The organism is Sphingomonas sp. LC-1 (assembly GCF_025371035.1).
Taxonomy (GTDB): Bacteria; Pseudomonadota; Alphaproteobacteria; order Sphingomonadales; family Sphingomonadaceae; genus Sphingomonas; species Sphingomonas sanguinis_E.
In genome coordinates, this window is the sequence record NZ_JANZXB010000008.1 from 191,385 (window position 1) to 214,706 (window position 23,322).

25 protein-coding genes and 1 tRNA gene are annotated in these 23,322 nt (G+C 62.3%); 8 read left to right on the forward strand and 18 right to left on the reverse strand.

The window, feature by feature from the left end:
• Positions 1–6: 6 nt before the first annotated feature.
• Positions 7–1,038: a M48 family metallopeptidase gene (locus tag NZL82_RS13010; protein WP_261270170.1), complete on the reverse strand. Its 1,032-nt coding sequence runs from the start codon at positions 1,036–1,038 to the stop codon at positions 7–9.
• Between the two features lie 196 nt (positions 1,039–1,234).
• Here NZL82_RS13010 and NZL82_RS13015 point away from each other — a divergent pair, with 196 nt between their 5' ends.
• From NZL82_RS13015 to NZL82_RS13025, 3 genes are all read left to right on the forward strand, one after another.
• Entirely contained in the window at positions 1,235–2,608 is a 1,374-nt protein-coding gene (locus NZL82_RS13015; protein WP_261270171.1) for a class II 3-deoxy-7-phosphoheptulonate synthase, read from the forward strand.
• Positions 2,609–2,733: 125 nt separating this feature from the next.
• Positions 2,734–2,809, forward strand: a tRNA-Glu gene (locus tag NZL82_RS13020).
• Positions 2,810–2,904: 95 nt separating this feature from the next.
• Positions 2,905–4,722 (forward strand): site-specific integrase, encoded by a 1,818-nt coding sequence (locus tag NZL82_RS13025; protein ID WP_261270206.1) that lies wholly within the window; start codon positions 2,905–2,907, stop codon positions 4,720–4,722.
• Positions 4,723–5,121: 399 nt separating this feature from the next.
• On the opposite strand, the gene NZL82_RS13030 is transcribed toward NZL82_RS13025, so the two are convergent.
• Together NZL82_RS13030 and NZL82_RS13035 are read right to left on the reverse strand one after the other, a co-directional pair.
• Entirely contained in the window at positions 5,122–6,870 is a 1,749-nt protein-coding gene (locus tag NZL82_RS13030; RefSeq protein WP_261270172.1) for a hypothetical protein, read from the reverse strand.
• Between the two features lie 129 nt (positions 6,871–6,999).
• Complete coding sequence (locus NZL82_RS13035; protein ID WP_261270173.1) at positions 7,000–7,698, reverse strand: hypothetical protein; 699 nt, start codon at positions 7,696–7,698, stop codon at positions 7,000–7,002.
• A gap of 168 nt (positions 7,699–7,866) precedes the next feature.
• Here NZL82_RS13035 and NZL82_RS13040 point away from each other — a divergent pair, with 168 nt between their 5' ends.
• Positions 7,867–8,319, forward strand: coding sequence for a hypothetical protein (locus NZL82_RS13040; RefSeq protein WP_261270174.1), 453 nt, complete (start codon positions 7,867–7,869; stop codon positions 8,317–8,319).
• A gap of 4 nt (positions 8,320–8,323) precedes the next feature.
• Here the strand turns inward: NZL82_RS13040 and NZL82_RS13045 are convergent, their stop codons facing one another.
• The 12 genes from NZL82_RS13045 to NZL82_RS13100 all read right to left on the reverse strand — a co-directional run bounded on the left by NZL82_RS13045 (position 8,324) and on the right by NZL82_RS13100 (position 18,019).
• Entirely contained in the window at positions 8,324–8,812 is a 489-nt protein-coding gene (locus NZL82_RS13045; RefSeq protein ID WP_261270175.1) for a hypothetical protein, read from the reverse strand.
• Between the two features lie 35 nt (positions 8,813–8,847).
• Complete coding sequence (locus tag NZL82_RS13050) at positions 8,848–9,201, reverse strand: hypothetical protein (RefSeq protein ID WP_261270176.1); 354 nt, start codon at positions 9,199–9,201, stop codon at positions 8,848–8,850.
• Positions 9,198–9,755 (reverse strand): hypothetical protein, encoded by a 558-nt coding sequence (locus NZL82_RS13055; protein WP_261270177.1) that lies wholly within the window; start codon positions 9,753–9,755, stop codon positions 9,198–9,200. The genes NZL82_RS13050 and NZL82_RS13055 overlap by 4 nt, the downstream gene beginning before the upstream one ends.
• A 47-nt stretch (positions 9,756–9,802) precedes the next feature.
• A complete protein-coding gene (locus NZL82_RS13060) occupies positions 9,803–10,462 on the reverse strand; it encodes a hypothetical protein (RefSeq protein WP_261270178.1) in 660 nt (219 codons plus the stop codon).
• Positions 10,462–10,983: a hypothetical protein gene (locus tag NZL82_RS13065; RefSeq protein ID WP_261270179.1), complete on the reverse strand. Its 522-nt coding sequence runs from the start codon at positions 10,981–10,983 to the stop codon at positions 10,462–10,464. Before NZL82_RS13065 ends, NZL82_RS13060 begins: the two co-directional genes overlap by 1 nt.
• 110 nt (positions 10,984–11,093) lie before the next feature.
• The gene (locus tag NZL82_RS13070; RefSeq protein WP_261270180.1) at positions 11,094–13,790 is read right to left on the reverse strand and encodes a hypothetical protein; all 2,697 of its coding nucleotides are present in this window, start codon (positions 13,788–13,790) and stop codon (positions 11,094–11,096) included.
• Between the two features lie 253 nt (positions 13,791–14,043).
• A complete protein-coding gene (locus NZL82_RS13075; protein WP_261270181.1) occupies positions 14,044–14,304 on the reverse strand; it encodes a hypothetical protein in 261 nt (86 codons plus the stop codon).
• A 224-nt stretch (positions 14,305–14,528) separates the two neighbouring features.
• Positions 14,529–15,203: a hypothetical protein gene (locus NZL82_RS13080; protein ID WP_261270182.1), complete on the reverse strand. Its 675-nt coding sequence runs from the start codon at positions 15,201–15,203 to the stop codon at positions 14,529–14,531.
• Between the two features lie 80 nt (positions 15,204–15,283).
• Entirely contained in the window at positions 15,284–15,793 is a 510-nt protein-coding gene (locus tag NZL82_RS13085; protein ID WP_261270183.1) for a hypothetical protein, read from the reverse strand.
• Positions 15,794–15,966: 173 nt separating this feature from the next.
• Entirely contained in the window at positions 15,967–16,386 is a 420-nt protein-coding gene (locus NZL82_RS13090; protein ID WP_261270184.1) for a hypothetical protein, read from the reverse strand.
• Positions 16,322–17,410: a spore photoproduct lyase family protein gene (locus NZL82_RS13095; protein ID WP_261270185.1), complete on the reverse strand. Its 1,089-nt coding sequence runs from the start codon at positions 17,408–17,410 to the stop codon at positions 16,322–16,324. Before NZL82_RS13095 ends, NZL82_RS13090 begins: the two co-directional genes overlap by 65 nt.
• A 255-nt stretch (positions 17,411–17,665) precedes the next feature.
• Positions 17,666–18,019, reverse strand: coding sequence for a hypothetical protein (locus NZL82_RS13100; protein WP_261270186.1), 354 nt, complete (start codon positions 18,017–18,019; stop codon positions 17,666–17,668).
• A 103-nt stretch (positions 18,020–18,122) separates the two neighbouring features.
• On the opposite strand from NZL82_RS13100, the gene NZL82_RS13105 reads away from it, so the two are divergent.
• The 4 genes from NZL82_RS13105 (at position 18,123) to NZL82_RS13120 (ending at position 20,461) form a co-directional block, all read left to right on the forward strand.
• Positions 18,123–18,533: a GNAT family N-acetyltransferase gene (locus NZL82_RS13105; protein ID WP_261270187.1), complete on the forward strand. Its 411-nt coding sequence runs from the start codon at positions 18,123–18,125 to the stop codon at positions 18,531–18,533.
• Positions 18,534–18,690: 157 nt separating this feature from the next.
• The gene (locus tag NZL82_RS13110) at positions 18,691–19,296 is read left to right on the forward strand and encodes a DUF2975 domain-containing protein (protein ID WP_261270188.1); all 606 of its coding nucleotides are present in this window, start codon (positions 18,691–18,693) and stop codon (positions 19,294–19,296) included.
• On the forward strand, positions 19,296–19,517 hold the full coding sequence (locus NZL82_RS13115) for a helix-turn-helix transcriptional regulator (protein ID WP_261270189.1): 222 nt from the start codon (positions 19,296–19,298) through the stop codon (positions 19,515–19,517). Before NZL82_RS13110 ends, NZL82_RS13115 begins: the two co-directional genes overlap by 1 nt.
• 47 nt (positions 19,518–19,564) lie before the next feature.
• Positions 19,565–20,461, forward strand: a complete 897-nt coding sequence (locus NZL82_RS13120; RefSeq protein ID WP_261270190.1) for a retroviral-like aspartic protease family protein — start codon at positions 19,565–19,567, stop codon at positions 20,459–20,461.
• Between the two features lie 115 nt (positions 20,462–20,576).
• Here the strand turns inward: NZL82_RS13120 and NZL82_RS13125 are convergent, their stop codons facing one another.
• From NZL82_RS13125 to NZL82_RS19830, 3 genes are all read right to left on the reverse strand, one after another.
• Positions 20,577–21,038 (reverse strand): VOC family protein, encoded by a 462-nt coding sequence (locus NZL82_RS13125; protein ID WP_261270191.1) that lies wholly within the window; start codon positions 21,036–21,038, stop codon positions 20,577–20,579.
• Between the two features lie 188 nt (positions 21,039–21,226).
• Entirely contained in the window at positions 21,227–22,585 is a 1,359-nt protein-coding gene (locus tag NZL82_RS13130) for a M1 family metallopeptidase (RefSeq protein WP_261270192.1), read from the reverse strand.
• A 198-nt stretch (positions 22,586–22,783) separates the two neighbouring features.
• Positions 22,784–23,245, reverse strand: a complete 462-nt coding sequence (locus NZL82_RS19830; protein ID WP_405051374.1) for a GNAT family N-acetyltransferase — start codon at positions 23,243–23,245, stop codon at positions 22,784–22,786.
• Positions 23,246–23,322 lie beyond the last annotated feature (77 nt).

Here is a 23,322-nt window from a genome sequence, read left to right on the forward strand (position 1 = left end):
CGTGCTTTACTGCAACGGTGCGGCGGCGCGGTCGAGCAAAGCCGGGCGATAGGGGGTCGGCGCGTCCGCCGGGATGGCTGCGATCTCCGCCGCCACGGCGTCGGCGCGGGCGGAGGAGGAGGGATGCGTCCGGCTACGGAACAGCCCGCCATCGACCTCGCCGCCATGCTCGCGCCAGAAGCGCACCGCATCGTGGGGATCGTAACCGGCATTGCGCATCAGGATGACGCCCAGCAGATCGGCCTCGGTCTCGGTCTGACGGAACAGCCGCCCATTGCGGCCGAATTCGGACAATAGGCCCCGCTTCACACCCGCCGCGTCCAGCCGATCGCGGTGATGCAGAATATTATGCGAGAATTCATGCGCGACCACCACCGCGATCATGCGATCGTCGAACCGCTCGAAAAAGCGCGATCCGATCTGGACGATGTCGCCATCCGCCGACGCCGACAGGCCGGGGCCCATCATCATCTCGAAGCGGGAGCGGCATCCCGGCTGGGCCGGTATCGTCACCTCCCGGCGCTGGCCATGCCGTAACAGCGTCAGGCGTAACGGGTGGTCGGCGGGTTCGGCGGCGATCTGTCGCTGGGCGGAGTCGCGAGTCGCGGTGCTGGCCTGATTCGCGCCCGCCGGACTGACCGTAAGGGGCTTGCCGTCGACTGCTTCGATCGTGTCATCGGCCTCCACCCCGGCCTTGGCGGCGGCGCTTCCCGGCACCACGGCCTCGACCGCGACCGGCCCCTCGAAACCGAACAGCGCGGGCAGTTGCTTGCGCACGCCAGGGTCATATTGGTCGATGGCGTGGACGATCAATCCCGGTGTCGGCGCGACGTCGCGGCACAGGGCGGCATTGGCCGTCGCCAGCCGCCAGGCGATCGACGCCAGCCGCAAGTCGGCCTCGCGCATCGCCGCGAACAGCGCGCCGTCATCGCTTTGCTCCGCCACGGCCGGTATCGCGGCCGGCGCCTGGGGCGGCACGGCCAGCAAAAAGGCGGACAGGGCGACGAACGCCGACGACAGGATGGAGACACGCGACATCGCGCCTCTGCTAGCCGCTCCGCCCCCGATCCGCAAAACCGGTCGGCGCAACCGCCAACCGCTCGGCGCAAAGCCGTATCATGCGCAACAAAGGGCGCGACTTGAGGGGCCCAAACGCCAACTTCATTGCGTATCGACAGGATTCGGCGCATGGGCAATCGGATTGATAGCCAGAAGACGAAAGAGCAGGACGACCATGGCCGCGAAATGGGCCCCCGATAGCTGGACGAGTGCCGAGGCCCGCCAGCTTCCCCGCTACCCCGATCAGAACGCGCTGGACGCCGCGACCAAGACGCTGGCGACCTATCCGCCGCTGGTCTTTGCGGGCGAAGCGCGCAACCTGACCGGCGAGCTGGCCGAAGTAGCCGCGGGCCGGGGTTTCCTGCTCCAGGGCGGCGACTGCGCGGAAAGCTTTGCCGAGCATAGCGCGAACAACATTCGCGACACCTTCCGCGTCATCCTGCAGATGGCGGTCGTCCTGACCTTCGCCTCCAAGCTGCCGGTGGTGAAGCTGGGCCGCATGGCGGGCCAGTTCGCCAAGCCGCGCTCGGCCGATACCGAGGTGATCGGCGGAGTCGAGCTGCCCAGCTATCGCGGCGACAATGTCAACGACATCGCCTTCACCGCCGAAGCCCGTATTCCCGATCCCCAGCGGATGCTGCGTTCCTATGCCCAGTCGGCAGCGACGCTCAACCTGCTGCGCGCCTTCGCGCAGGGCGGCTATGCCAATCTGCATCAGGTGCATCGCTGGACCCATGACTTCATGGGCCGCAGCCCCTGGGCGCAGAAATATGCCGAGACCGCGGATCGGATCGGTGAGGCGCTGGACTTCATGGCGGCGTGCGGCATCGACCCCGCCTCGGTCCCGCAGCTTGCGCAGACCAGCTTCTACACCAGCCATGAGGCGCTGCTGCTTCCTTACGAACAGGCGCTGACCCGTCAGGATTCGCTGACCGGCGACTGGTACGACACGTCCGCGCATTTCCTGTGGATCGGTGACCGGACCCGGTTCGAGGGTTCGGCGCATGTCGAGTTCCTGCGCGGCATCGGCAATCCGATCGGCGTGAAGTGCGGCCCGAGCCTGGAGCCCGAGGCACTGCTGCGGATGCTCGACACGCTCAATCCGGGTCGGGTGCCGGGGCGGATGACGCTGATCACCCGCTATGGCCATGACAAGATCGAGGCGCATCTGCCCAAGCTGGTCCGCGCCGTCACCCGCGAGGGCCATCCGGTCGTCTGGTCGTGCGACCCGATGCACGGCAACACGATCAAGGCGGCGACCGGCTACAAGACGCGCCCCTTCGACCGGATCCTGGCCGAAGTGCGCGGCTTCTTCGCGGTTCACCGGGCCGAAGGTACGCATGCGGGCGGCATCCATGCGGAGATGACCGGGCAGAACGTCACCGAATGCACCGGCGGCGCGATCGACGTGACCGAACAGTCGCTCGCCGACCGCTACCACACCCATTGCGACCCGCGCCTGAATGCGGGCCAGAGCCTGGAGCTGGCATTCCTGCTGGCAGAGATGCTCAACGAGGAAATGGCCGAACGCCGCAAGGCCGCAGCCTGACTGACATGCCAGGGGCGGGGCGACGAACCGGTCGCCCCGCCCTTTTTGCGATTCCTGACATTTTGGCACTGTCCCGGCTTGACGCCCCCTCGCACCCCCGCTAACAGCGCCCCTCCACCGCACACGGCCCCTTCGTCTAGCGGTCTAGGACGTCGCCCTCTCACGGCGAAAACACGGGTTCGAGTCCCGTAGGGGTCACCAGCGCCCGCCAAAATGGCGGATTTGCGCGGTTTTGACGGTCTTCACGGACGCTTTACCCATCCTTGTGTACAAAGGATGCGTACAAAGTGATCCGTATGGCCACCCCTTTCAAAGATCCTCGCACCGGTATTTTCCACTTTCGACGGGTCATCCCCGCCGCACTCCGCCCATTCTTCAATGGTGCGTCGAGCGAGTATAAGCGCACCCGCAAAACCCGCGATCCCGACGAAGCTCGCCAGCGCTACTACCCGCATGCCGTGATCTACGAGCATAAGCTCGCCGCCGCCCAGCGCGCCTTGGGCAGCCAGCAACTCCGATCGGCACGTGTGATGGTCCACGATTTTCTCGACGGACAGTCGAACGAGCAACTCCGCAGCGTGGCGCAAAAGCTTGCTGCGCTCGAGCTCGGGGCATTCGAATATGCCAATGGCCTGACCGACCATGCGCCCGGTGCCCGCTACGACTTCGGCGTGCCGCCAGACCTTGATAATCTGCGTGATCACGCAAGCCGAACCGCCATGCTGAACGCGGTGCCCGACTTCATCCCCCTGCCCTGGCTGGAGACGCTACAGCGGGTTGCCGCCCTCCCCACCCTCGATCCGATCGAGTGGTTGATCGCAGCGGTGGCCTCCGCGAACGCCCTCAGTTTGCCGCTGGCGCCGGAACTCTATGAGGCAATTGGTCGCGCTTACCTCGACAGGCTCTGCGCCGCCTGCGCCCTCAGCATCGATCCCGCACGGAGCCGCATCCTACCACCCTCGGTCCTTGTGACAGGTTCCGGGGCGGTCGTCCCCGCGCTCTCCCAACTCGCGAACGAACCACAGCTGCCGACACCGCCAGTCAAGACGGTGCCGACCATCAGCCAGGTCTATGAAGCTTGGGCAAAGTTCGAGCCTCGCGACGCCAAACTCGTCGACGAGTGGCGAACCGCCGTGAATCGGTTCGTCCAGCTTCATGACGACCCACCCGTCGATCAGATCACGGCATCGATGGTACGCGCCTATCGCCGCACCTGTTCGGGACTTCCCAGTCGAGCAAAGAAGAAGGTTACCGCGCTCCCCTTGTTAGAACAGGTCGAATTAGCCGAAGCTAAGGGATTACCGAAGCTAGCGAATGGTACCGTCAATAAGGCACTTTCAGCCATAAGGGTGACCCTCGAACACGCAGTCGAGGAAATGGAGGTCATCGAGGACAATATTGCCAAGACGGTGAAATCCTTGCCAACAAACTCTTTGCAGGATCCGCTCCTCCCGTTCGAGCCGGAGGATATGGCAAGAATCTTTAACGCTCCTCTGCCTGAACGTGACGGGGTAGCGCCGCGAACGCTGTTCTGGGCACTGATGCTCGCCGCATTCACCGGTTGCCGCCTCGAAGAACTGGGCAAACTGCGGCCGGGCAACATCAAGACCGACGATGGCATCCCATACATTGCCATCGAACCCGATCGTCTGCGCGTCCGCCAAGAGCAAGAGGGGCCAGCCAAGCGGATGAAGACTGCCAGCGCCAAGCGGGACGTCCCGTTGCATTCGACGCTGCTCGAAGCGGGCTTCCTTGATATGGTGAATGCGCGCCGCGCGGAAGGCGCGGAATGGCTGTTCCCCGAACTCGAAGCCAATGCCTATGGCAGCCGGACGCAGCGCCTGTCGCGAGTGTTGAACGATTTCCTCGATGCAATCGGCCTGTCCGATCCGGAACTGGTGTTCTACTCGTTTCGTCACACCGGGAAGCGCGCCGTGCGCGGCAAGGTTCTAAGAGAAATCGTCGATTTGCTCTTCGGCCATGCAGATGGATCCGTCAGCACGCTGTATGGGCGCGGCGCCGAAATGACGGTACTCCGCGACGCCGTAGAGAAGATCCAATATCCTTCGGTCGATTGGCAACCGGTGATCGCAACGGGCCGAAAAATGACATGAGAACCAGCGCGGCGAGCCAAACTTCACGTCGCTGCATGAGATATGTATCTCGCCCTGATGGACGACAATGAGCGGCGGCTACCGACCAACTCAAGTCTTTCCGGCGAAGCCCCAAAAATGTCAGCTCACGCCGGAATCGGTCATAATAGGTCCTGAAAGCAAACGGGCGGGTACGCGCCATTTCCCGCCTTTCGACAGCGATACCGCCGCGCCCGAGAGCGGACGGTTGAACAATGGCGGGATCTGGGACGCGGCAGTGCCTGCAACACGGCCTGAATGGCAGTCCTGAGCGACTTTGGTAATCAACCCGCCGTTCGCTTGGCGCGGCTCACCCGCACCGTGCAGGGAGCTGCTGATGACATATTGAGCTATCTCAGAAGAGTGAAGCAAGCACGAGTATCATTTCAACATCTGATTCATTTGATTGTTCAGCGCCGTAAGATCGATGTAATGGATGTTGCCATCTTGCGTTCTCGCAAAAAGCGCGCCGTCCAGTTCGGCTAATTCCGTGGCCCAGATCCCCCTGTCAAAAACGGAAAGATTTTGGTCGCCCTCAAGCCTCAAGACACTCTCAGATCGAGGCGCTAGGATGTGAACTGCCCCGTCACTCGCAGCTATCGCTAGCAAACCGTTTTTCAGCACGATCGCGTCCCTGACAGCGTCTTCGACTTCATCGCGCCTTGTATCTGGAGTTTCTATCTTCCAGAGACGTTGGATAGGTATTTTGATTGGAACTTTCCCAGGAAAGATTCGGTAGCCAGCGCCATCAGAACCGAACACCACTATGTCAGTCCCGAGGCGCACAGGGGCCTTGAATTGCATGCCAGCTCGACGATTCGGCACTCGCTCAGCCAGCTTGATGAGGCTCGCGCGCGAATCTAACCCTGCGGTCTGCCGCCAATTAGATCCGAAGCGTCGTAACCATTTCGCGGTAGGATAGGCTCGCCCTTCCTGCATGTCTCGGCCGACAGCGACAACCAGATCGTCGCTGATCAAGACAAGACCATTGACCCGCCACTCGTCGCTCTTTGTGCAAGGCGAAGACAGGCAAATTGGAGTGCACTGCTTATCATCATTTCCTAAGAAACAAGCTCCATTTTCGGCTCCTACCAACAAACCACCGCTGACCGCCTGGATAGCGTAAACACTCCCGAGTTGGATTGAGACCCGATGCTCAATCTGTAACTTAGGGGTTTCATTCGAGATCAATATCCGACCAACCGACACCCCACCAGCAACATCGTCTTGAGTCATTGCGGTAGTCCGAAATCGCGGTGGCAAGAGCGCCTCACCTATAGCGATCCTCGCATCGGATAAAGACGCCAGTGTATTTATGCGACCAGCAAACGGCGTCTTGTTCGGAGTACAGCGCCACTTAGTCCAGTTCGAATTGGCGGTAAGCAAACAAAATTCTGCGTTTTTGTATTTGATGCTTGCTGACAACAATTCCTTGGGTGACAGCGCGACCATCGCAGTAAATAACGCTTCCCGCTCAACTACTCGGGAAGAAAGCGGGCTTCCAGCCCTTACAGCTGGAGCAAGCTTCGAGCAACCACCGGACCAAGAGTGCGCATACTTTCTCGATCGGGCAATTTCGTTGCCAAACTCCTCCGATGTGCCGAAAAGCCCACTGCTACGCCCAAGTATTGTTTGGGAACTAACGCCTTGACTGATCTTTTCTCCCCGTACTCCTCTAATTGGAGCAGCCGCCGAGTGTATGCCTAGCAATTGGGCATCCGCACCACGAGTCATTACCGGACTACCTGACCAGCCTTCCACCGTTGCTGGACTGCATGAATAGAAAAAGCTCGACCCGCATACATCGCGTATCACGCACCCGGCATGCTTGCCGTCACCCCTGTTGATAACTACCTTTTGACCGACTGATGCCTTTGCAAGTCTGCCGCTGATACCCAAAACCGGAAGTGGAGAGCCCAAATCCAGTATTGAGAATACAACAAAATCCGACTGGAATGACGTTGATTGCGACGAGAACGGTGCAGCGTACAGATTTCTCGCTGCATCCGGTGTAATTAATTGCTGCCCATCTGAACTGACAACATACACCGCTTCCCCCTTAGCCAGGTGACCATCTACAATTTCGGCAAGACAGTGCCGCGCTGTAAACAAGTTGGCGCCGATCCGCACTCCGTGACAAAACGGCTCAGAAGATGGTGACCGTGCTGAAAGCGACACCGCCTCGATCGTCGCTGGTGGATCTGCGGCACCCAACAGGAATGCAGCGCAAAGAGCGAAGATAGCCCGACGCCGCATGGCTCAGACCGGGCAGATGTTGCGGTCATTTTTGCGGCCAATAGGTACAAAGCAGATCCGTCGAATGGCTCCGGCGTTTGGACCGCTCCCATAAGTACGAACCACTGCATCAACTCGTCTTGATGCTGAGTAAGGATCACGCTTAAAAAAAGTATTGATGAGGAATTGAATGACCGGTTTGCCTATCCATTCAAACGCGAGAGGGATGAAGGCAGCCGCCTCTGTGTCCTTTTTTTCGATAACACCTTCGTGCTCGTCGATGCGATCAAGCCAGATTCCCAGTTCGCTTACATTATAGTTCGGCGCAACAGCAGTTCTAAGGTCACTCACGGTCACACTTGTAGGCAGGTCCACGTCGACGATAACATTCCGCCGCCCATTGACAGCCCTTATTGATGCCGAAAGATTATCACCGAACGCTTGATTTTGCTCTGTAAGTTTGTAGAGCCGCGGTGGATTTGGCTTAGTGGTTCGCCCCTTCCAAGCGCCTACCACTGTGGTGCAAACACTCGCAACGCTCACCCCATCCACGAGTGAAATTTTGGCTGCCTCTGCTGCTTCGCAAGCTTTCGTGGCATCATTGGAGGCAGACGTCACTGCAGTACTGTTCGCTGAGATCTGGGAAAACAAAGGAGCGGGCGTCAAAGTCATCGCTATAAGACCAGCGAGCGTCAATTTCGAACAACGTACATCGAAAGACATAGACGCCTCCAATAATCCAACATCGTGGAAGATAAGCTGGCTTTATATAGATGATTGCACGTTTTTCCTGAATCAGCAAGGATTCGGTATAGGGTGAATACGGCTAATAACAGGTCATGCGCCGGGAACCATCATGAGCCCATGCAAACGGCTTGCCGAACCACCTCAATGGGTGACTTGGTGGGACGAGATGCGGCGCCAATGGCAGCTAGCCTGACATTCGCCTCCGAATCGGACATTCTCCTACCGGCCAGAGTCGGTCATGGACCATGGCACCCTCGTCAGGCCGGAGTCGAAAGCGGTCAGTCGAGTGTCGATTTAGGAACGACAGCTTTGTCCCGTGACCTTCCGGTCGGTGTCGACCAGCTCAAGACATTCAGGGGCGTTGATGTGAGCGTCGGCTTTTGGCAAGAGGCGCCGCTCGACACGCTGCAGGCGAACGACAGCAAAGTCCCACATCATGTCCTTATCAAACAATGTTGGCATTCCTGCATACAATCGCGTTTGAAACAGGCGATGGCCCCTGATCCGCAAAAAAAGGATAGCGATTTATTCCTGCGAAGGCGCGTCAGTCGGATGGAATTGATAATGCTGCTGCGAGCTGTGCGGCAGCAGCATTGAGTTATCAGCACCAGGTCTGCAAATTGACTTGGCTTCCCACTTCAGCGCCATCGCGAACCAGCACCGCCAGCTTCGCGGTCGCGCGGTCGCATCCGGCCGCCAGCGACGCCGGCCGACCCCGCACCTGCACGATCTCGCCCGGCAGCACCTTGAAGTAGGACTGAGCCCCGTCTTGCGGCACGATCACCGCGCGAGCCTTGCCGGGGACGAGCGACAGGCGACATCCCGTCGAAACGTAGCAGACGGTATCGCGCGGCAGCATGACGGTGATCCCGGTCATGACGGGGACGTCGTCTTCGCCGACGGCGAATTCGAGATAGACAAGATCAACCTGGGCTTCGACCGCTGTGCGACCGAACGCAATTCGCTGGTGGGGATCGAGCGGATCACCGGCCATGATCATCAGGCCGGGTTTCATGGTCTTGTTGCCGAGCAGAAGCTTGGAAACCGCAGCGACATGGGCGCGAACGTGGGCGGTCTGGTCGGGGTTCATGGTCTGTCTTCCTTGTTTCATCCCCACCACGGGGATCACATCGACTTGCCCATCCCCCTCATCTTCTCCCCTCCACTGTGATCGCGCCGTCGATCGGCCCGCGCGGCGGGCGGCTTGTGTGGGAACGAGCACCCCGGTCCTATGTGAAGCTGCACCGCGATCCGCCGCAGGACAGCACGGTCGAGCGCGTGCGCCCCATCAGCGACACGCACCGCTAGGACCCGCTCGACGGCCGCCGGACAGATGACGGCGGCGACCGCCATCACACCTCGCGTACCCGGCCCACCCGCCGCGTGCTGCCAGCGCTGGCCAGCCAGCAGGAACAGCGGAAAGGCAATGACGAGCGCCCAATACGCCTGCCACAGCAGGCGGGGCATCGGCACCGTCATGACCGATCATCCCCGCCCGCCGGGCCGGATGCCGCGCCGCGCTCGCCGTGGATCAACAGGCGGATGGCCCGGACCAATCCGTCGGCGCGTTCGTGCGCCGTTCGCCACGGCACCTCTTCAATGCGAAGATGACGCGCCGTCAGCCGGAACCCCGAAGCGGCGGTGCCATCCCGCTTGTCCGGTGTCGGCACGAGCCACAGGCCAGCGTCGACATCGGCCCAGAGCGTCAGCATCCAGTGCCAGGTGACCCGCCCGCCGTGCCACAGGCCCAGTGCGAAGCCCGGCATCGCGTCCGCCGCCGGTGTCCTGATGATCAACGCATCGGACCGCGTCTCCACCAGCGCACTGTCCATCGCCGCGATGGAGGTGGCGAGATTGCCGAATGTAGTCGTGACCAGCAAGTGGTTCGCTTCGCTATACAGGCAGCCGGCCAGCGGCAGGCCGAGGTCGGCCGGCATCTCGGCCAGCCGCCACCCCGCTGAATGCACCAGTGTCCGCACGACGTGCGAGTTCATCGCCTGGCCGATCCGCGGCCAGGGTTCGTTATCGTTCATGATGTTTCCTGATGATGGTGTTGGTTCGCCAGCGTGCGCCGGCGTGGTCAGGCTTGCCACCAGTCGGCCTGGAACTGGCGAAAGGCGTTGCCGACCAGGGCATGGGCCTTGTCGGTGGCAAGCGGCGTCACCCATTCGCCAAAGCCCAGCGGCGTCAGTCGCCTGGGTCCAGCAAGGAGAGCGTGAACGTGCGGCGGGCTTGCACTCCCGGCGCGGTGGGGGGCATGCTGAACCAGCAGCACGGCCACCTCGAACGGATCGACGATCAACCGGCGGGTGAAGTCGCGGACCAGTTCATATTGCTCGTGCAGCCGCGCCGTCGGGAAGGTGAAGGTCAGATAGGCCAGCAGCGCCTTGGCCTTGACCGGCAGTTCTGCGTCGACCGTCTCCATCAGGACACGCGGGTCGGACAACCGGTCATCCGCCCCCGGCGGCAGCAGCACCTCAGCCCGCGCGGCGGTCAGTGTCCAGGGCGGCGTGTCGGGCGGCGCACCGACGGTCAGTTTGGCGGCGGCAAAGGCCGCCGCGCTGTTCAGGTGTCCGCGGAAGCTGGGTCGCAGGCAGCCATACATGACGCGGGTCGCCTCGCGATCGGCATCGTCGCCGGTCAGCACGAGCCAGCTATGTGGGTTCGCCGGATCCGGCAGACAGCCCGGGTTGACCTCGACGCTGGGTGTTGCCGCTGCGCGCTTGGCCTTTGTCCGCATCAGATCGCACCTTGCGGGTAGAGGCGTTCCGCCAGATCAGACGCGGCGCGGTAGATGCCGTCGGCGCGTTCGGCGAGCGTTGCATAGGGCGGCACCAGATAGAGTTCGAGACCGTGCGCCTCCAGCCGGATCGCCCCGCCAAACCCGGCCGGCACCAGCCACAGGCCGCCATCATCGTGGCGGTAGAGCGCCAGGTCCTCAAGCTTGAAGGGGGTGAGGCCGCCGCCCGCCAGCACGACATCGATCGACACCGGCAGCAGGTCACCGCCGGTCAGACAACAGCGCACCAGCATCACGTCGATCGACTGGGCGGCGGCGAGCCGTTCGATCTTGCTGCGGAACATCGGCGGCGCGACACAGGTCAGCGCCACGACGACTGACTGGGCGTCGTACAGAACGCTGTCGGCGGGCATACCGCCGCCCGATATCAGCGCGGGCACCTCGGGCTTGCCGAAACCGGTGGCGAGATAGTGGAGAAGCACGTGCGGCAGCGAGTGCACAGGGGTAGTCAGAAAATCCATTGCAGTACCGAAGCTTAAGGGTCGCGGACCGAGCGATCCGGACAAGCCCCTCCAATCTTTTTCATCGATCTTCAGCAGCTCAAAAGCCCAGCGTCCCCTTACTGCAGCCTTTATCTTTCCTGTCCTTTTTTACTCGTCTGGCTTGTCACGCCAACGGCAGGGCCTCTGCTTCCGGTACGTCGTTTTCCACCCGACATACCGGATTGAGGGTAAGCCGCCTGCCGGTCGCCAACGGCTGCGACCGCCTGGCCGAGCAAACCGGTCGACTTGCCTTTCGACGCACGATTGGCGGGCGATGGCTCCGGAACGTCTATGGGCGACGTGGCGGCGAGCTCTTCGGCGCCAGCAGCCGGTGCAACCGTCGCTTTCCATCGGCGCCTGGCCTGGATTGTCGACAGCGTCTGGAGCAGCTCGACATCCTGCAGACTGTCGATATCCGCCAGCGTGCGTGATTGTCCGCCGTCAGCACCACGATCCGCGACGGTGAGCGCTTGCCCAAAGCCCTCGCCGGGCAGGATCGACCTGCCGCCATGGTCCTGATGCATCAGGTCACGGGACACAGCTGCCGATGCCGCCGCGATCTTGCGACGCTCGCGCTCGGCCAACAGCAACTTCTGGATTTCAGGTTCGTCGCCGAGCAGGCGGAACAACCGGTGGATCGCGGACGGGACCGTCTCGTCGATGGCATACCCGCCCGGGACGAAACGCAGGTGCCCATGGCTTCGGCGATGCTTGATCAGCCATGTGAACAGGCGCTCGTCAACCTGCGGTCGATAGGCCGGCGATATCGGCTTGAGCGGTTTCAGCTTGGCAGGATCAGCTGGGATGTATCGCAACCGTTCACGCCCATTGCCCGTGACCGCGACAACCTCAGCCCACGCCTTCTCGACCTTGCCGTCGAGGTCCTCCAGCCGCGCTGCCGCGCGAGCCTGCTGAGGGGTCGGTGCCACGATGGCGTCGATTTCGCCCAGCCACGCGCGGGCCTCGTCCTGAACCGATGGGCTAGCGGTGCCGACACGCAACACCGTCTCGGCGCGTGAGCGCACCATCCGCTCGACGACGGCGACCAGCCCCGCTTGGCACCGCCGTGTCACGGCAGCGTTTGCGAGTTCCTGCCAATGGGCTGTCGCCTTCAGGGAAGCGGCCAAAATTCGTTGACTGAGTTGGATCGCAGCCTTGAACCCATTCTCGAGCCGGTCGAGATCGGCCTGCTCCAGAAGCAGCCGCATCTCATCATTGTACCGGATATGGGCGTTTCGGGTGCCGGCAGCTGTGACCTCGCCCCTGGCCTCGCTGGCGGTGATGGCGGAGCCGAGATGCTCCATCGGTGTCAGCCGAATCCTGGCATCCCGATAAGGCCCCGTCACGTAGACGGGGCTGCCCGCCCGGCCATCCACGACCTTGTTGACGATGTCGACATAGCGCTTGCGCAACGCTTTGACGTAGCGTTGACCAGCCACAAAATGGGAAACGGCCTTTTCGCCGTCCTTCGGCACGTCCCGGGTCGACTCCGCAATCTTGTTCTGGCGATAAGGGTAACAGAACTTGCCGTTTCGCTTGCGCTCGGAATATTCGAAGTCCCAGCAGCCGTCGCCTTCGAAGGGCTGGCGAGGTTTGCGCTCGTCATTGATCTCCTTCGCCGTCAGCCAGCGTGCCGGCCGATCATAGCCATCGATGTGGAAGTGAAAGTTGTCGGGGTCGTTCGTGGCATCAGGGCGGTGGATCGCGGCGACGTACATCCAGCCTTCCGCGGCCAGATGCTCGCAAAAACGTTCGAGCGCCAGGCGCCGTTCGGCCGGCTTCAGACCGCGTGGAAACTCGCCGACGAAACGGGTCTGGATGCGCCCGCATGGTCCCGCCTTCCAGTTCGGCCGTGCGGCCTTGGGCAGGTCTTTTTGGTCATCACACCACACCAGCCGGTCATAGGCCTCTTCCAGGTTGACCTTGGCGATGTCGACGATGGTATTGACAAGGGCGTTGCCTTTGGCCTTCGCTTTCGCCTCCTGGGCGAGCCGCTTCTGCTGCAGCGTCACCGCGGCCTTGCGCACCCATCCCGGTGCATCTTGCCGAGTGGCCAGCAGCATCCAGTCATCGGCATAGTGCGTCGAAACCTGCAGCGTCCCGCCCTTGGCTTGTCGCTCGCAACGCTCGGCCGCCTCGAACAGGCTGCGTTCCCGCGTCCGCCCGCCGGGGATGTTGCTGATGATGGCGAGGTGGTTCTGCAGCCGCCGGTCTTCGTCCATGTCGAGCATGTCGATCAGCAGCGCGGTGTCATTCTTCTCCACGGCGGTGACACGGGTAATATAGTCGAGATGGGTTTCGAAGTCGGCGACACCGCCGCGGGTCACATAGCTGTGGTGGGCCGCGGCGATGCCGCTTCGGTCGGGATAGCGCGGGTGGGTACGCCCATCCTTTGCGCAGGGGACGACGGTGCGACTGATCCGCACCATGTCGAAATGCGGGATCCGCACAGGCCCGGTCTGGCGCCGATCCGCCGAGAGCGGGCTTGCCCGCGAGAAGTCGACTGACGTCGTCCGCCCACCACCGCTGCCGGCATTAGCGATGCGCTGTCGAATCTTGGTGGCTTCGCGCGAGGGTGAGAACGTATGCGAGCCGGCGTCGGATGTTACCCGAACGCGACCAGGTGAGACAGCTTCCCCGGGCTCGATCTCCCGCTTGCCGAAGCCCCCGCGTCGCAAGTTCGCGCCGATCGCCTCGCGATCCTCGCGGGCCAGCCGCCGTAGCAGCGCCTGCAGCTGATGCGCATATTGCGGATAGGCAGGTTGTGGGTCGGCACCGCTGGTCATGGCGTACAGTGTCCTGTGGCGCTGCCCCATTCTCAAGGGGGCGCCCCCGGCCTCGAACAAAAAATGCCTTCCGGAGCCGGAGGTGGAGGACATGAGGGGCGTCGCCGAACCAACGGTCGGTCAGTCCCCCGCAAAAAGGTGGTCACCACCCTTTTTGCGCTGTTGCGCCCTAAAAACCTTGCCCGGGCTTCTTCTGTTTCCTCCTATCGGTTCTTGAAGGCATCTGACCTTTGCCGATCCTGATTGGCGAGGGTCAGGATCCACAGCTTAAGCGTCCCCGCGCGATCCATCGGCGGCCACCGTTGCGAACCTCGATGTCGGCCGCACTCTCGTTCACCTCGGTGCCCTTCCACCTTGAGGGGCCGTTGGGGGTTACCGTTACGGTGATGCTGTCGCCGACCCAGCGATCATGGGTAAACGGGAACAGGTCGCCAGCAGTGGCCGCAGGCCGAAGTTGCACCATGCCGCTGGCGAGCCGGACCACGGCGCGGTCGCCGGCCGCGGCGAAGCGCATGCGCCTATCCTTCGTCAGCGACCACGAGCAGCCGGTCCCCGCGGCTCCCGCCTTCACGACCATCGCCATCGATAGCGGCCGGAGCGGTGATATGGGCACAGTCGCCGGGACGCCGTTCCGCGCCACGCCCGCTGGCGCGGTCGCGACTGTTGGAGAGGCAGCCACCAGCGACAACGTGGCTACAGGCACGAGTAGCGATACCATGGCCGTGTTCATGCCCGACCTCAGAAAGCGCCGCGCGCGGCAGCCGGGGCTTCGCGGGCCGCTGCCGCCTTCACCGCCGCCTCATCGGCGAGGCGCGCGTTGCGCCCCCGACTGCCAAGTATCTTGAGGGACGAGGCGTCGGACATGACGGTGATGCGTGGATTGGGCTCCATGGTCAGATCACCGCCGCATCGGGTGATGCACCACGATCCGGTTGCCGGCGTGCCTTCGGTCGGCCGCCCATACTTGGCCTCGACCTGGCCGATGAGCGTGGCCAGATCGACGCGTTTGGTCGATACCGTCAGGTCGATCTGGTCGACAATCTCGCCCGCCGGCGTCTGCGCCATGAACAGGCGGAGATGTTCACCAGCAGGACCCTGGCAGGTCAGCTCACCAACGGCGGTGCCATCAGGACCGAAGCCCTCGGGGATGCCTTTGCGCTTGCGGATCTCTCGCTCGACGAGCTGTCGGAACGAGGGCACCCGGTATGTCGAACACCGGTAGGTCCCGGCCAGCGCCACCTGCACCGCGGCCAGCGGCATGCCGAGGCGGACGCCAGCGACATCCATCGCCAGCGGCCTCGCCGTAGACGGCGCGGGTCGTGCAGCCCCGTGCGCCTTCTGCGCCATGGCGGGAGCGGTGGCGAGCGACAGCGCCGTTACGGCGCCGATCACGGCGGCCTTGGTCATTTTCATGATAGTGTTCCTTGGCAACCCGGCGCTCGGTGCCGGGGTCATGGTCAAAATGGATGGGATGGTGACAGTCACATCGATCGTCAGCGCGGCATCGGACGCCAGCCGTCACTCTGCAGCTCGAACGCCGTCGTCGCCTCCTTCTGCTCGGCCATCTGCGCCTGTTCTCCCGGCGGCATGACCGGGATCGGATCGACACCGTGATAGGTGTAGGTGACCTGGCTGACCCGATGACCGGCAAAGTCGGTCGGCTCAGTCCAGCGCACCACGTCGACAACCTCGCCTTTCGCAAGGCAGAGCGACGGCACCGAAACCATGGCGTTCGTGGCCTTGCGCTCGACCATATGCAGATAGGCCGCGCCCTTAGGCGTCGACGCGTAGGAGACCAGCGGCTGGCGCACGAACGCGTTGGTGGACCCGCTCCACCGCGCGGGCTTCTCGAACGTCGTGCGCGTGACAAGCCCGACGCCGGCCAGACCGTCCAGCATCGCGACCGCTTTCCCATCGGAGCCCGGTCCGGCCATCGTCGGCTTCGGCGAGGTGACGATCGGAAACCCCGATCCGCCGGGCTCGCCTTCGACCTCGTACCGCATCACATCGATCGGGTGGCAGAAGACGTCGCGGACGACCGGTTCGAGCGCGGAGGCGAACGCCTCCTTGCTGGGGGCCTTGGAATTACCACACCCGCTCTAGCCCGTGGCGGCGGCGAAGAGCAGGACAGCGGCGGACATGGACGTGAATCTGGACATGCGTGTTTCCTTCCGCATTAGCGGACGACGAGGTTGAAGAAGGCGGCGACGTCTGACGCGCCGCGGACATGACCGGCGTCGAAGGCATGGGCGACGCCGACCCGCAGCGTTGAGGAAGGTGCCAGCGCGGTGGACCAACCGAGCTCCAGATCAAGCTCGCGCGCGGTCGGCGACAGATCGAAGGTCCGGCGTTCTTCGGCGAGTGCACCCGACATCAGGTCATAGACGACAGGCACCAGCAGCGATGCCCGCGCCCGTTCGACGCGCAGCGGCGACGACAGGCCGAGCGTCGCCAGCCCGTCGAGCAGTGGACGCGCACCCTCCACCGCGAAGGCCGTGCTGACGATGCGACCGTCGAAGCGGATCGGGCCATCACCGCAACCGTCGACGCTGGTGCTGGCGGTGGTTGCCCGTGCGGTCAGCGAGACACCCGCCACGGTGCGGCGGGCGACGATAGTAGACCTGCTTTTCGGTCCCGAACTTGGTGCGCTTCGTCGTCCGGTTGTCCGCACCCATGTCGAGCGCAGAGCCCGGATACCAGCTCTCCAGCACGGCCTTCGACCCGGGCGTAAAGCGATGCGTGATCAGTTCGATCGTCAGGTCCACGTCGGCGACCCCCGCCAGGGCCGCCGCCGCATCGGCGAGCAAAGCGTCGTACGCCTCTCGCCAGCCGTCGGCGGCGATGATCGGCGCGATCGTCAGGCCGATCGGATAGCCCGCGCGCGCCATGTCGGCCAAGGCCGCGAGCCGGGCGGCAGCGGGCGCCGTACCGCCCTCGAACCGGGCGAACATCGCCGGATTGATCGACGCCCGCATCCGCGTGCGCTTCTGGTGGTCGAGGCCGAGCAGCGGCCCGACGTCAGCGAACTTCGTGGTGAAGCGCAACTGCGCCGCCTCCCAGCGGCCGAACCAGGCGATCGCCGCCGACAGCGATCCGGTGATCGCCTCCAGCCCCAGCGGATCGGTGTAGCAGGACGCCTCGAACGTCGTGCCTTCATGGGCGCGCGCCGCGCTACGCGAGGTGATGTTGCCCTGTCCCAGATACGCCGGCAGCCCGTCTAATATCTCGTCGAGATTGGCGTAGACGCGGGTGATCGGCGGCCCCTTCAGTGACCCTGCGAGATAGCAATAGCTGCAATGCGCAGGACACCCCTCGGCAAGGTCGACCCGCCAGTCGGCGCTCGGCGCGATCGGCTGGAGCCGCCGTTTCGAGGGCGGCGCCACCACCACCGCGAGCGTCGATTTCGCCGCCGCATAGGCGCGCCGCGGATCATCGGGCAGGCCGAGCGCGAGCCGATCGCCGGCGAGCGCCACGACCTCGACACCCTGCGCTTCGGCGCGCGCCACGATGGCCCGTCCGTGCGCGAAACCCAGCGCCGAGCGCGTCACCAGCAACCGCCGCGGCCGCCATCCCCTGACAGGCCGGGCCGGGGCCGTGTGTGCTGCTAATATCGTCGCCATGGCCAAGCCAACGAACGGCAAGCCGCGATAGTCCAATCGATCGACATGGTGCACATCGCAACGGCCACATACGGCGTAAGGTACTGACGGCGCGCGATGAACTGGCTCTAACCGTGCGTATCGGGGCTACGATATTTCCGGCTCCATGCGCGATGGCCTAATGAAGAAGCCCAAGTAGCGGTCATTCACACCTCTCCGCCCGCTGCTTCAAATCTGCCGTCCATTCAACAGCGAAACGCGGTTGGATGCCCCCCTTCAGGACCGTCCCAGACCCTGAAGGGTGATACGGAACGCGTCCTTGAGCGGCGTGGACGGCACCTCGCCGAGGAAGCGCCGCAGCTTGTCATCGACCAGTCGTAGCGGCCGCCGCCAGAGATAGATCATCTCGCGCATCTCGCGGGCCGTTTCGTTGAACGGGGCGATGGCATGTACCACCGGCCACGGGAGCGGATAGATTGGCGCACCGGGGTTTCCTACCGCCCGCCGGATCGCTTCCGCAAACGCACGGTTGTCGTCCACCCATGTGCCGCCGAACTGGAAGCGATCGAAGTCGGCCAGCTCGTCGCGTCGCTCCAGCAAGCGCACCATAGTCTCGGCAAGATCGGGCATATATGCCCATGCATGACCCACGTCGGATTGCGCTGGATTAAAAACTCGCTGACGTAAGCGATATGGCCGAAAACAGGCGGGCTATGCGGTAGCAGAGGCATTTATGGCGATCACGTTGAGGTTGCAGAAGGTGACGGAGGCTGACCCGGAACGTAATTGGGCACCGGCTGAGTTTTACGACATAGTTGCTGGGGGCAAAGTGGTTGGCACGATCCAACTTCGCCTTGGTAATACTGACTACATGCGCCTGTATGGTGGGCATGTGGGATACAAGGTCGAGCCGGAACATCGGGGGCATGGCTACGCGAGCCAGGCGCTGACGGCATTGGGGCCGATCGCTCGGGACCACGGTTTCGATGAAATCTGGATCACCGTTCGGCCGGACAATACCGCCTCTTGCCGCACGCTGGAAAAAGCCGGAGCCAGCTTCGAGGGGACGTTAGCAGTCCCAGCCGACAGCGATTTGTATGCACGGGGAGATTTCCACATGCGGCGCTATCGTCTCTCCGTGTAACCGGCTCCGGGGCCTCCCCGCAAAGGAACGGCCAGCGAGACGGCGGGGCGCGTTCTCGGAATCGATGGTATTTCAAGAAGAGCAAAGCTCCTCAAAAACGAAATTAATTATTGCCGAGAGATAATTTCTTGAGCATGTTGCGCCGCATGGAGGCAGCATGATTCGGGGTCAAAGGGATGAAAGCAGAACCGAAGGACAGGCCGCGGTCGACAGGCTCGCTCGTCGGGGGCGCTTGTACTTTGCCGCCGCGTCAGTCGTGATTGTGCTGATGGCAATCACCGCTGCGCTTCAAATTTTATTGCTGCTGTTCCGCGTTGGGGATCACGCGGGCATGATGGATGGTGGCTTCGCCTTCATCGTCGCCAGAGATAATCCAACCGAGACACCGGCTGGGTTTGTGGCGATCTCGAAGTATGCGATGTGGCAATCAACCTTGGCGGCCAGCCTGTTGACCTTGCGTCTGATCCCCGGTCTGGTGATCCTATTCTGTCTTATCCGCCTTTTCCGTCTATATGCCCGACGCTCGATCTTCACGGTAGAAAACGAGAAATTGATGCGTCGAATAGCGTGGGCGCTCATCGCCTATGCCATCGTTCCGCTCATTACCCATGCTGTCCTCTATTACGCCGGTATGAGTCCGGTGGCCGTGAAGCTCGAATTGCGCCAACTCGACGCTGCTGTTCTTGGCACCCTCTTATTCGCATTTGTAAACGTCGTCGCATTCGGTTCAGAAATCGAGCGCGACCGTGCCGGGTTCTTTTAATGCCTATCGTCATCCGGCTCGACGTCATGCTCGCGAAGCGCAAGATGCGGTCGAAGGACCTAGCACGCGCGATCGGCGCGACCGAGGCCAATCTATCGCTGTTCAAATCCGGCAAGGTGAAAGGCCTCCGCCTAGAAACGCTCGAGGCGATTTGCCGGCATCTCGACTGCCAGCCCGGCGACCTCCTCGAATACGATCCGAATACCCCGCCCGATAGCTGAATACGGGCGGCCGGCTCACACGCCCACCTTCTGTGATGGAGAACCCTATGCGTCCGATTTTGGCGATTGCCGCGTCATGCTTGCTGCTTGGCACTCAGGCCGGCTCATCCGTCCCCTTAACCCCGGCGGGCAACGGCCATCTGGTTGTCCCCGCCTTCGTCAACGGCAAGGGAACCGTGCCGTTCATCCTCGACACCGGGGCGGACGGTTCCCACGTCTATGAATGGTTTGCCAAGCAGCAGGGCCTGAAAGCTGGCACGCCAATCAGAGTGGAGGGCATGACCGGGGCGGCAATGATGCCGACATATCGGCTCGACAGCCTCGCTGTTGACGGTCGGACGATCCGCAACGTCGAGGTCACCGGACTGCCAGTCCGTAAGGATGCCGAGATCGCTGCGGGAATTACGGGCAATGATCTGATGGACGGAGCGATCGCCATCTTCGATTACCCATGTCGCCGGGTCACGCTGCTCGCAAAACCTGTATCGATGCGTCGTATCCTTACGCCAGACGCGATTATGATAAGGGGGGGAACGGTTCTCGAAGGAACCCAACTGACCTTGCCTGTCAAAATGAACGGCATGGCAGGGATCGCTGTTCTTGATACAGGTTCGCGTGGAACGCAGGTCAATTCGGCTTTCGCTCAAGCGGCTAAGCTCGATGTCGATGGCGCATCCTTCCAGCGCGGAGAGACGTTGTACGGTGCTGCATCAAAAGCAACGGAAAGTCGCGAGGGCAGAGTCAAAGAAGTCATGTTTGCGGGTCGCAAAGTGAATGACGTTGCCGTTCGGGTCGCTGATGTGTCGGTCTTCAAAAGCTTCGGCATTGGTGAGGGGCCAGCGATGATCCTGGGCATCAACGCAATGATGGGACAACGATTGGTCTACGACCATCAGGCGAAGCGTTTCTGGTTCGATCGCTCGCGATGCAACGTGCGGGCATGATCCATAGCGCCGAGAGCTATCGGGAAGACCGACGCCTTCTCGAAAACGAACGGCCAGCGAGACCGCAGCGGCTTCCCTTCAGGATGGTGAAGCGGGAAAGCGCCCCCCAGGCCCATTACTGGGCAGGCGGCTGCATAAGCTCTATCGTGATATGATCGGGGCCTGAGACGTAGGCCACCAAAGTCCCCTTCCGTGGACCACACGCGATTGGCAGCGGACTACCCTTGGCCTTCCATCCTGCTGCTTCGACGTGGGCAATGGCGGCATGAATGTCTGTCACGGTCAGAGCCAGATGAGCCGCACCGATCGCCCCCGCGCTGGAAGGCGCCGCCCCATTCTGGCGGCCTGTTGAATATTGCAACAATTCGACCGCGTAACCGCTTGGTGCCCTGACGATCGCCGTTTTCACACTCGGATCATCGACACCTGTAACCTGATGCAGGAAGTCGCCCCCCATCTCCGACTGTCGCTCAAGCGTGAAGCCGAGCGCTCCCGTCCAAAACCGAATGGCTTCGTCCAGAGACGATACGGCGAAGCCCGTGTGGTCCACGGTGATTACGTTTGCGGCGTCGTTCATTGCTGCACTCTCACTGGGCCATGCTTGCGTTTGTCTGTGCCGGTGCCCCGGCTGCAACCGACGCCAGCCCCTTGGCGAACATGATCTTCATGGTGACGCTTTAGGGCACGGATGCTGCCTCGAAAAGAAACGGTCAGCGAGACACCTGGGGCATTCCCATTGGATTGAGATCCGGGAGTTCCTGTTGATCAGCCCGCAACCGAATGGGGCGCACCACCTCCGAACACCCATTCTAAAAACAACGAACGCAAGTCCCGCCCGCTCGACGCTTCCATCGCCCGTTCCAGGTCGATGCTCGTGACCGTACCACCGGCGTGGTCACGGGTGTAGCGACGCAGCCCACCCCAGAAGGCGTCGTCTCCCAGAAGCGTCCGCAAGTGGGCCATGAACAGCGCCCCCTTGCTGTAGTGGATCGCCCGCCAGACGGTCAGTGACGGGTAGGTGCCGTCCCAGGCCAGTGGCTTGTCAAAGCCTGCGGCCCGTGCCCGTTCGACCCGGCGTTTTGCGACGTCGAGTTCGGCGTCATAGGCGGCACGACCATAGCGATGCTCCTTCCATGCGGCCGTCATGAAGGTCGTGATACCCTCGTTCAGCCAGAAGTCCTTGAGCGCCTCGCAGGTTATGAGATTGCCCCACCATTGGTGAGTCAACTCATGCATGATCGCCCACTCGTCCGCCGGATCATCGGGCTTGGTCGGCAAGGCATTTGTGCCCAAAACGGAATAGGTCGCCGCTTCCTGCGCTTCGTCGCCCTCGACCAGAAGCTGGCTGTATGTGGCAACGGGAAGCGGCACGCCGGCCTTATCGGCGAGAAAGGCGACCATGTCCGGCGTTTCCGCAAAACGTCGCTTTAGCTCCTCGCCAGTAGCAACGTCGCTCAGATAGGTGAGCCTGTTCGGACCGAATGGTTCGCTAATTTTGGTGAATGGCCCGACCGCGAACCCGTACAGGTAGGCGGAATAGGGTCGCGCCACCCGCCAGCGATGCACTTCGGTGCCATCCGGTCCCCGTCGCTTCGCGACCATGGCACCGACCGAGAGACTGGTCATGCCGGCAGGAACGGTGAGATCGAGCGTAAACGCCGCTTTCTCACCGAACGTGTTCTGGGAGCAGATCATCCAATCGCATGCGAAGTAGCTGGTATAAAGCGTTGCCGCCGATCCGGCGAAGCCGCGTGCAGGGCGTCCGTGATATGATAGGCGAAGCGTTACACTGCGGCCGCGGCGGAGCGGCCGGGGCAGATCGAAGCCGAGCGCGTCCCCCCGGAGGTCATGCACAACAGGCATGTCATCGATGGTGGCGCTGTCGATGACGAGGGCGTTGCCGGAGAAGATCAGCCGTTGAATGCCATCAACGGTTGGTCGCAACGTGACCATCTCTCGACCTGCTATGGTTTTGTTTGGGATGTTCGGCGTGAGTGCCACGCTATACCTCGACACCTCGAAGCCATCGCCGGGCTTGGCAGGATGCGGAAGGGGTGTGGTCGGCGGTGCCTGGGAGGCTCCGAGTAGAAACGGTGCCACTAAAACCCCGCGCATCGTCGACATCCTTCTGCATCATTCGACTACAAACCCATTCATGGTCGTAGCGCAGATAGCCCAATTCCGCGAAGATCGGTTCACCACGCACACGCCAGCAGATCAGCGGCCGCGCGGTTGTCGAAACCGTCTCGATTGGGAACGGGCTGTGAGACGTCGATGGGTTTCCCATTAGGATCGAATTTCGGGAAAGCAGGCAGGCTATGACTATCGAGTGAGCGACTTCGACATGCGGTAATTATGGATCGCAACACCGTTGATGGTGAGGTCGTTTCGACCGTCCACGGTGAAGCCTCGACGTTCCAAGAGCCGACGCGCGCCCTCACTCGCTTCAACAAAAAGGGTTGCGATCCCAGCGTCGATCGCGGCGCTTTCCAAAGCCGCATAGATTGCAGAACCGACGCCAGTTCTTACCACGTCGGAGCGACAATATAGATGATCGATATGGCCGTTGGGTTCGAGATCGCCGTAGCCAGCGATCCTACCGTCAGCACCTTCCGCGACCAAGAATATCCGGCCAACCGCTTGCTGAACATAGCGCCCGGCGTCTGGCTTAAAAGGACTCCAAACAGCGACCTGCTCGGGCGAATAGTCGCTGGTTGCCGCGTGGTGGACCGACCTGAGCTGCCCCCTTCTGAGTGGTCCATGGACTATGACAGTCTGGATCAAAGAAGGGACAACGAATGCCTGCCAAGAAGCACAAGCCCGAGGAGATCATCGGCAAGCTGCGTGAGGTTGAGATCATG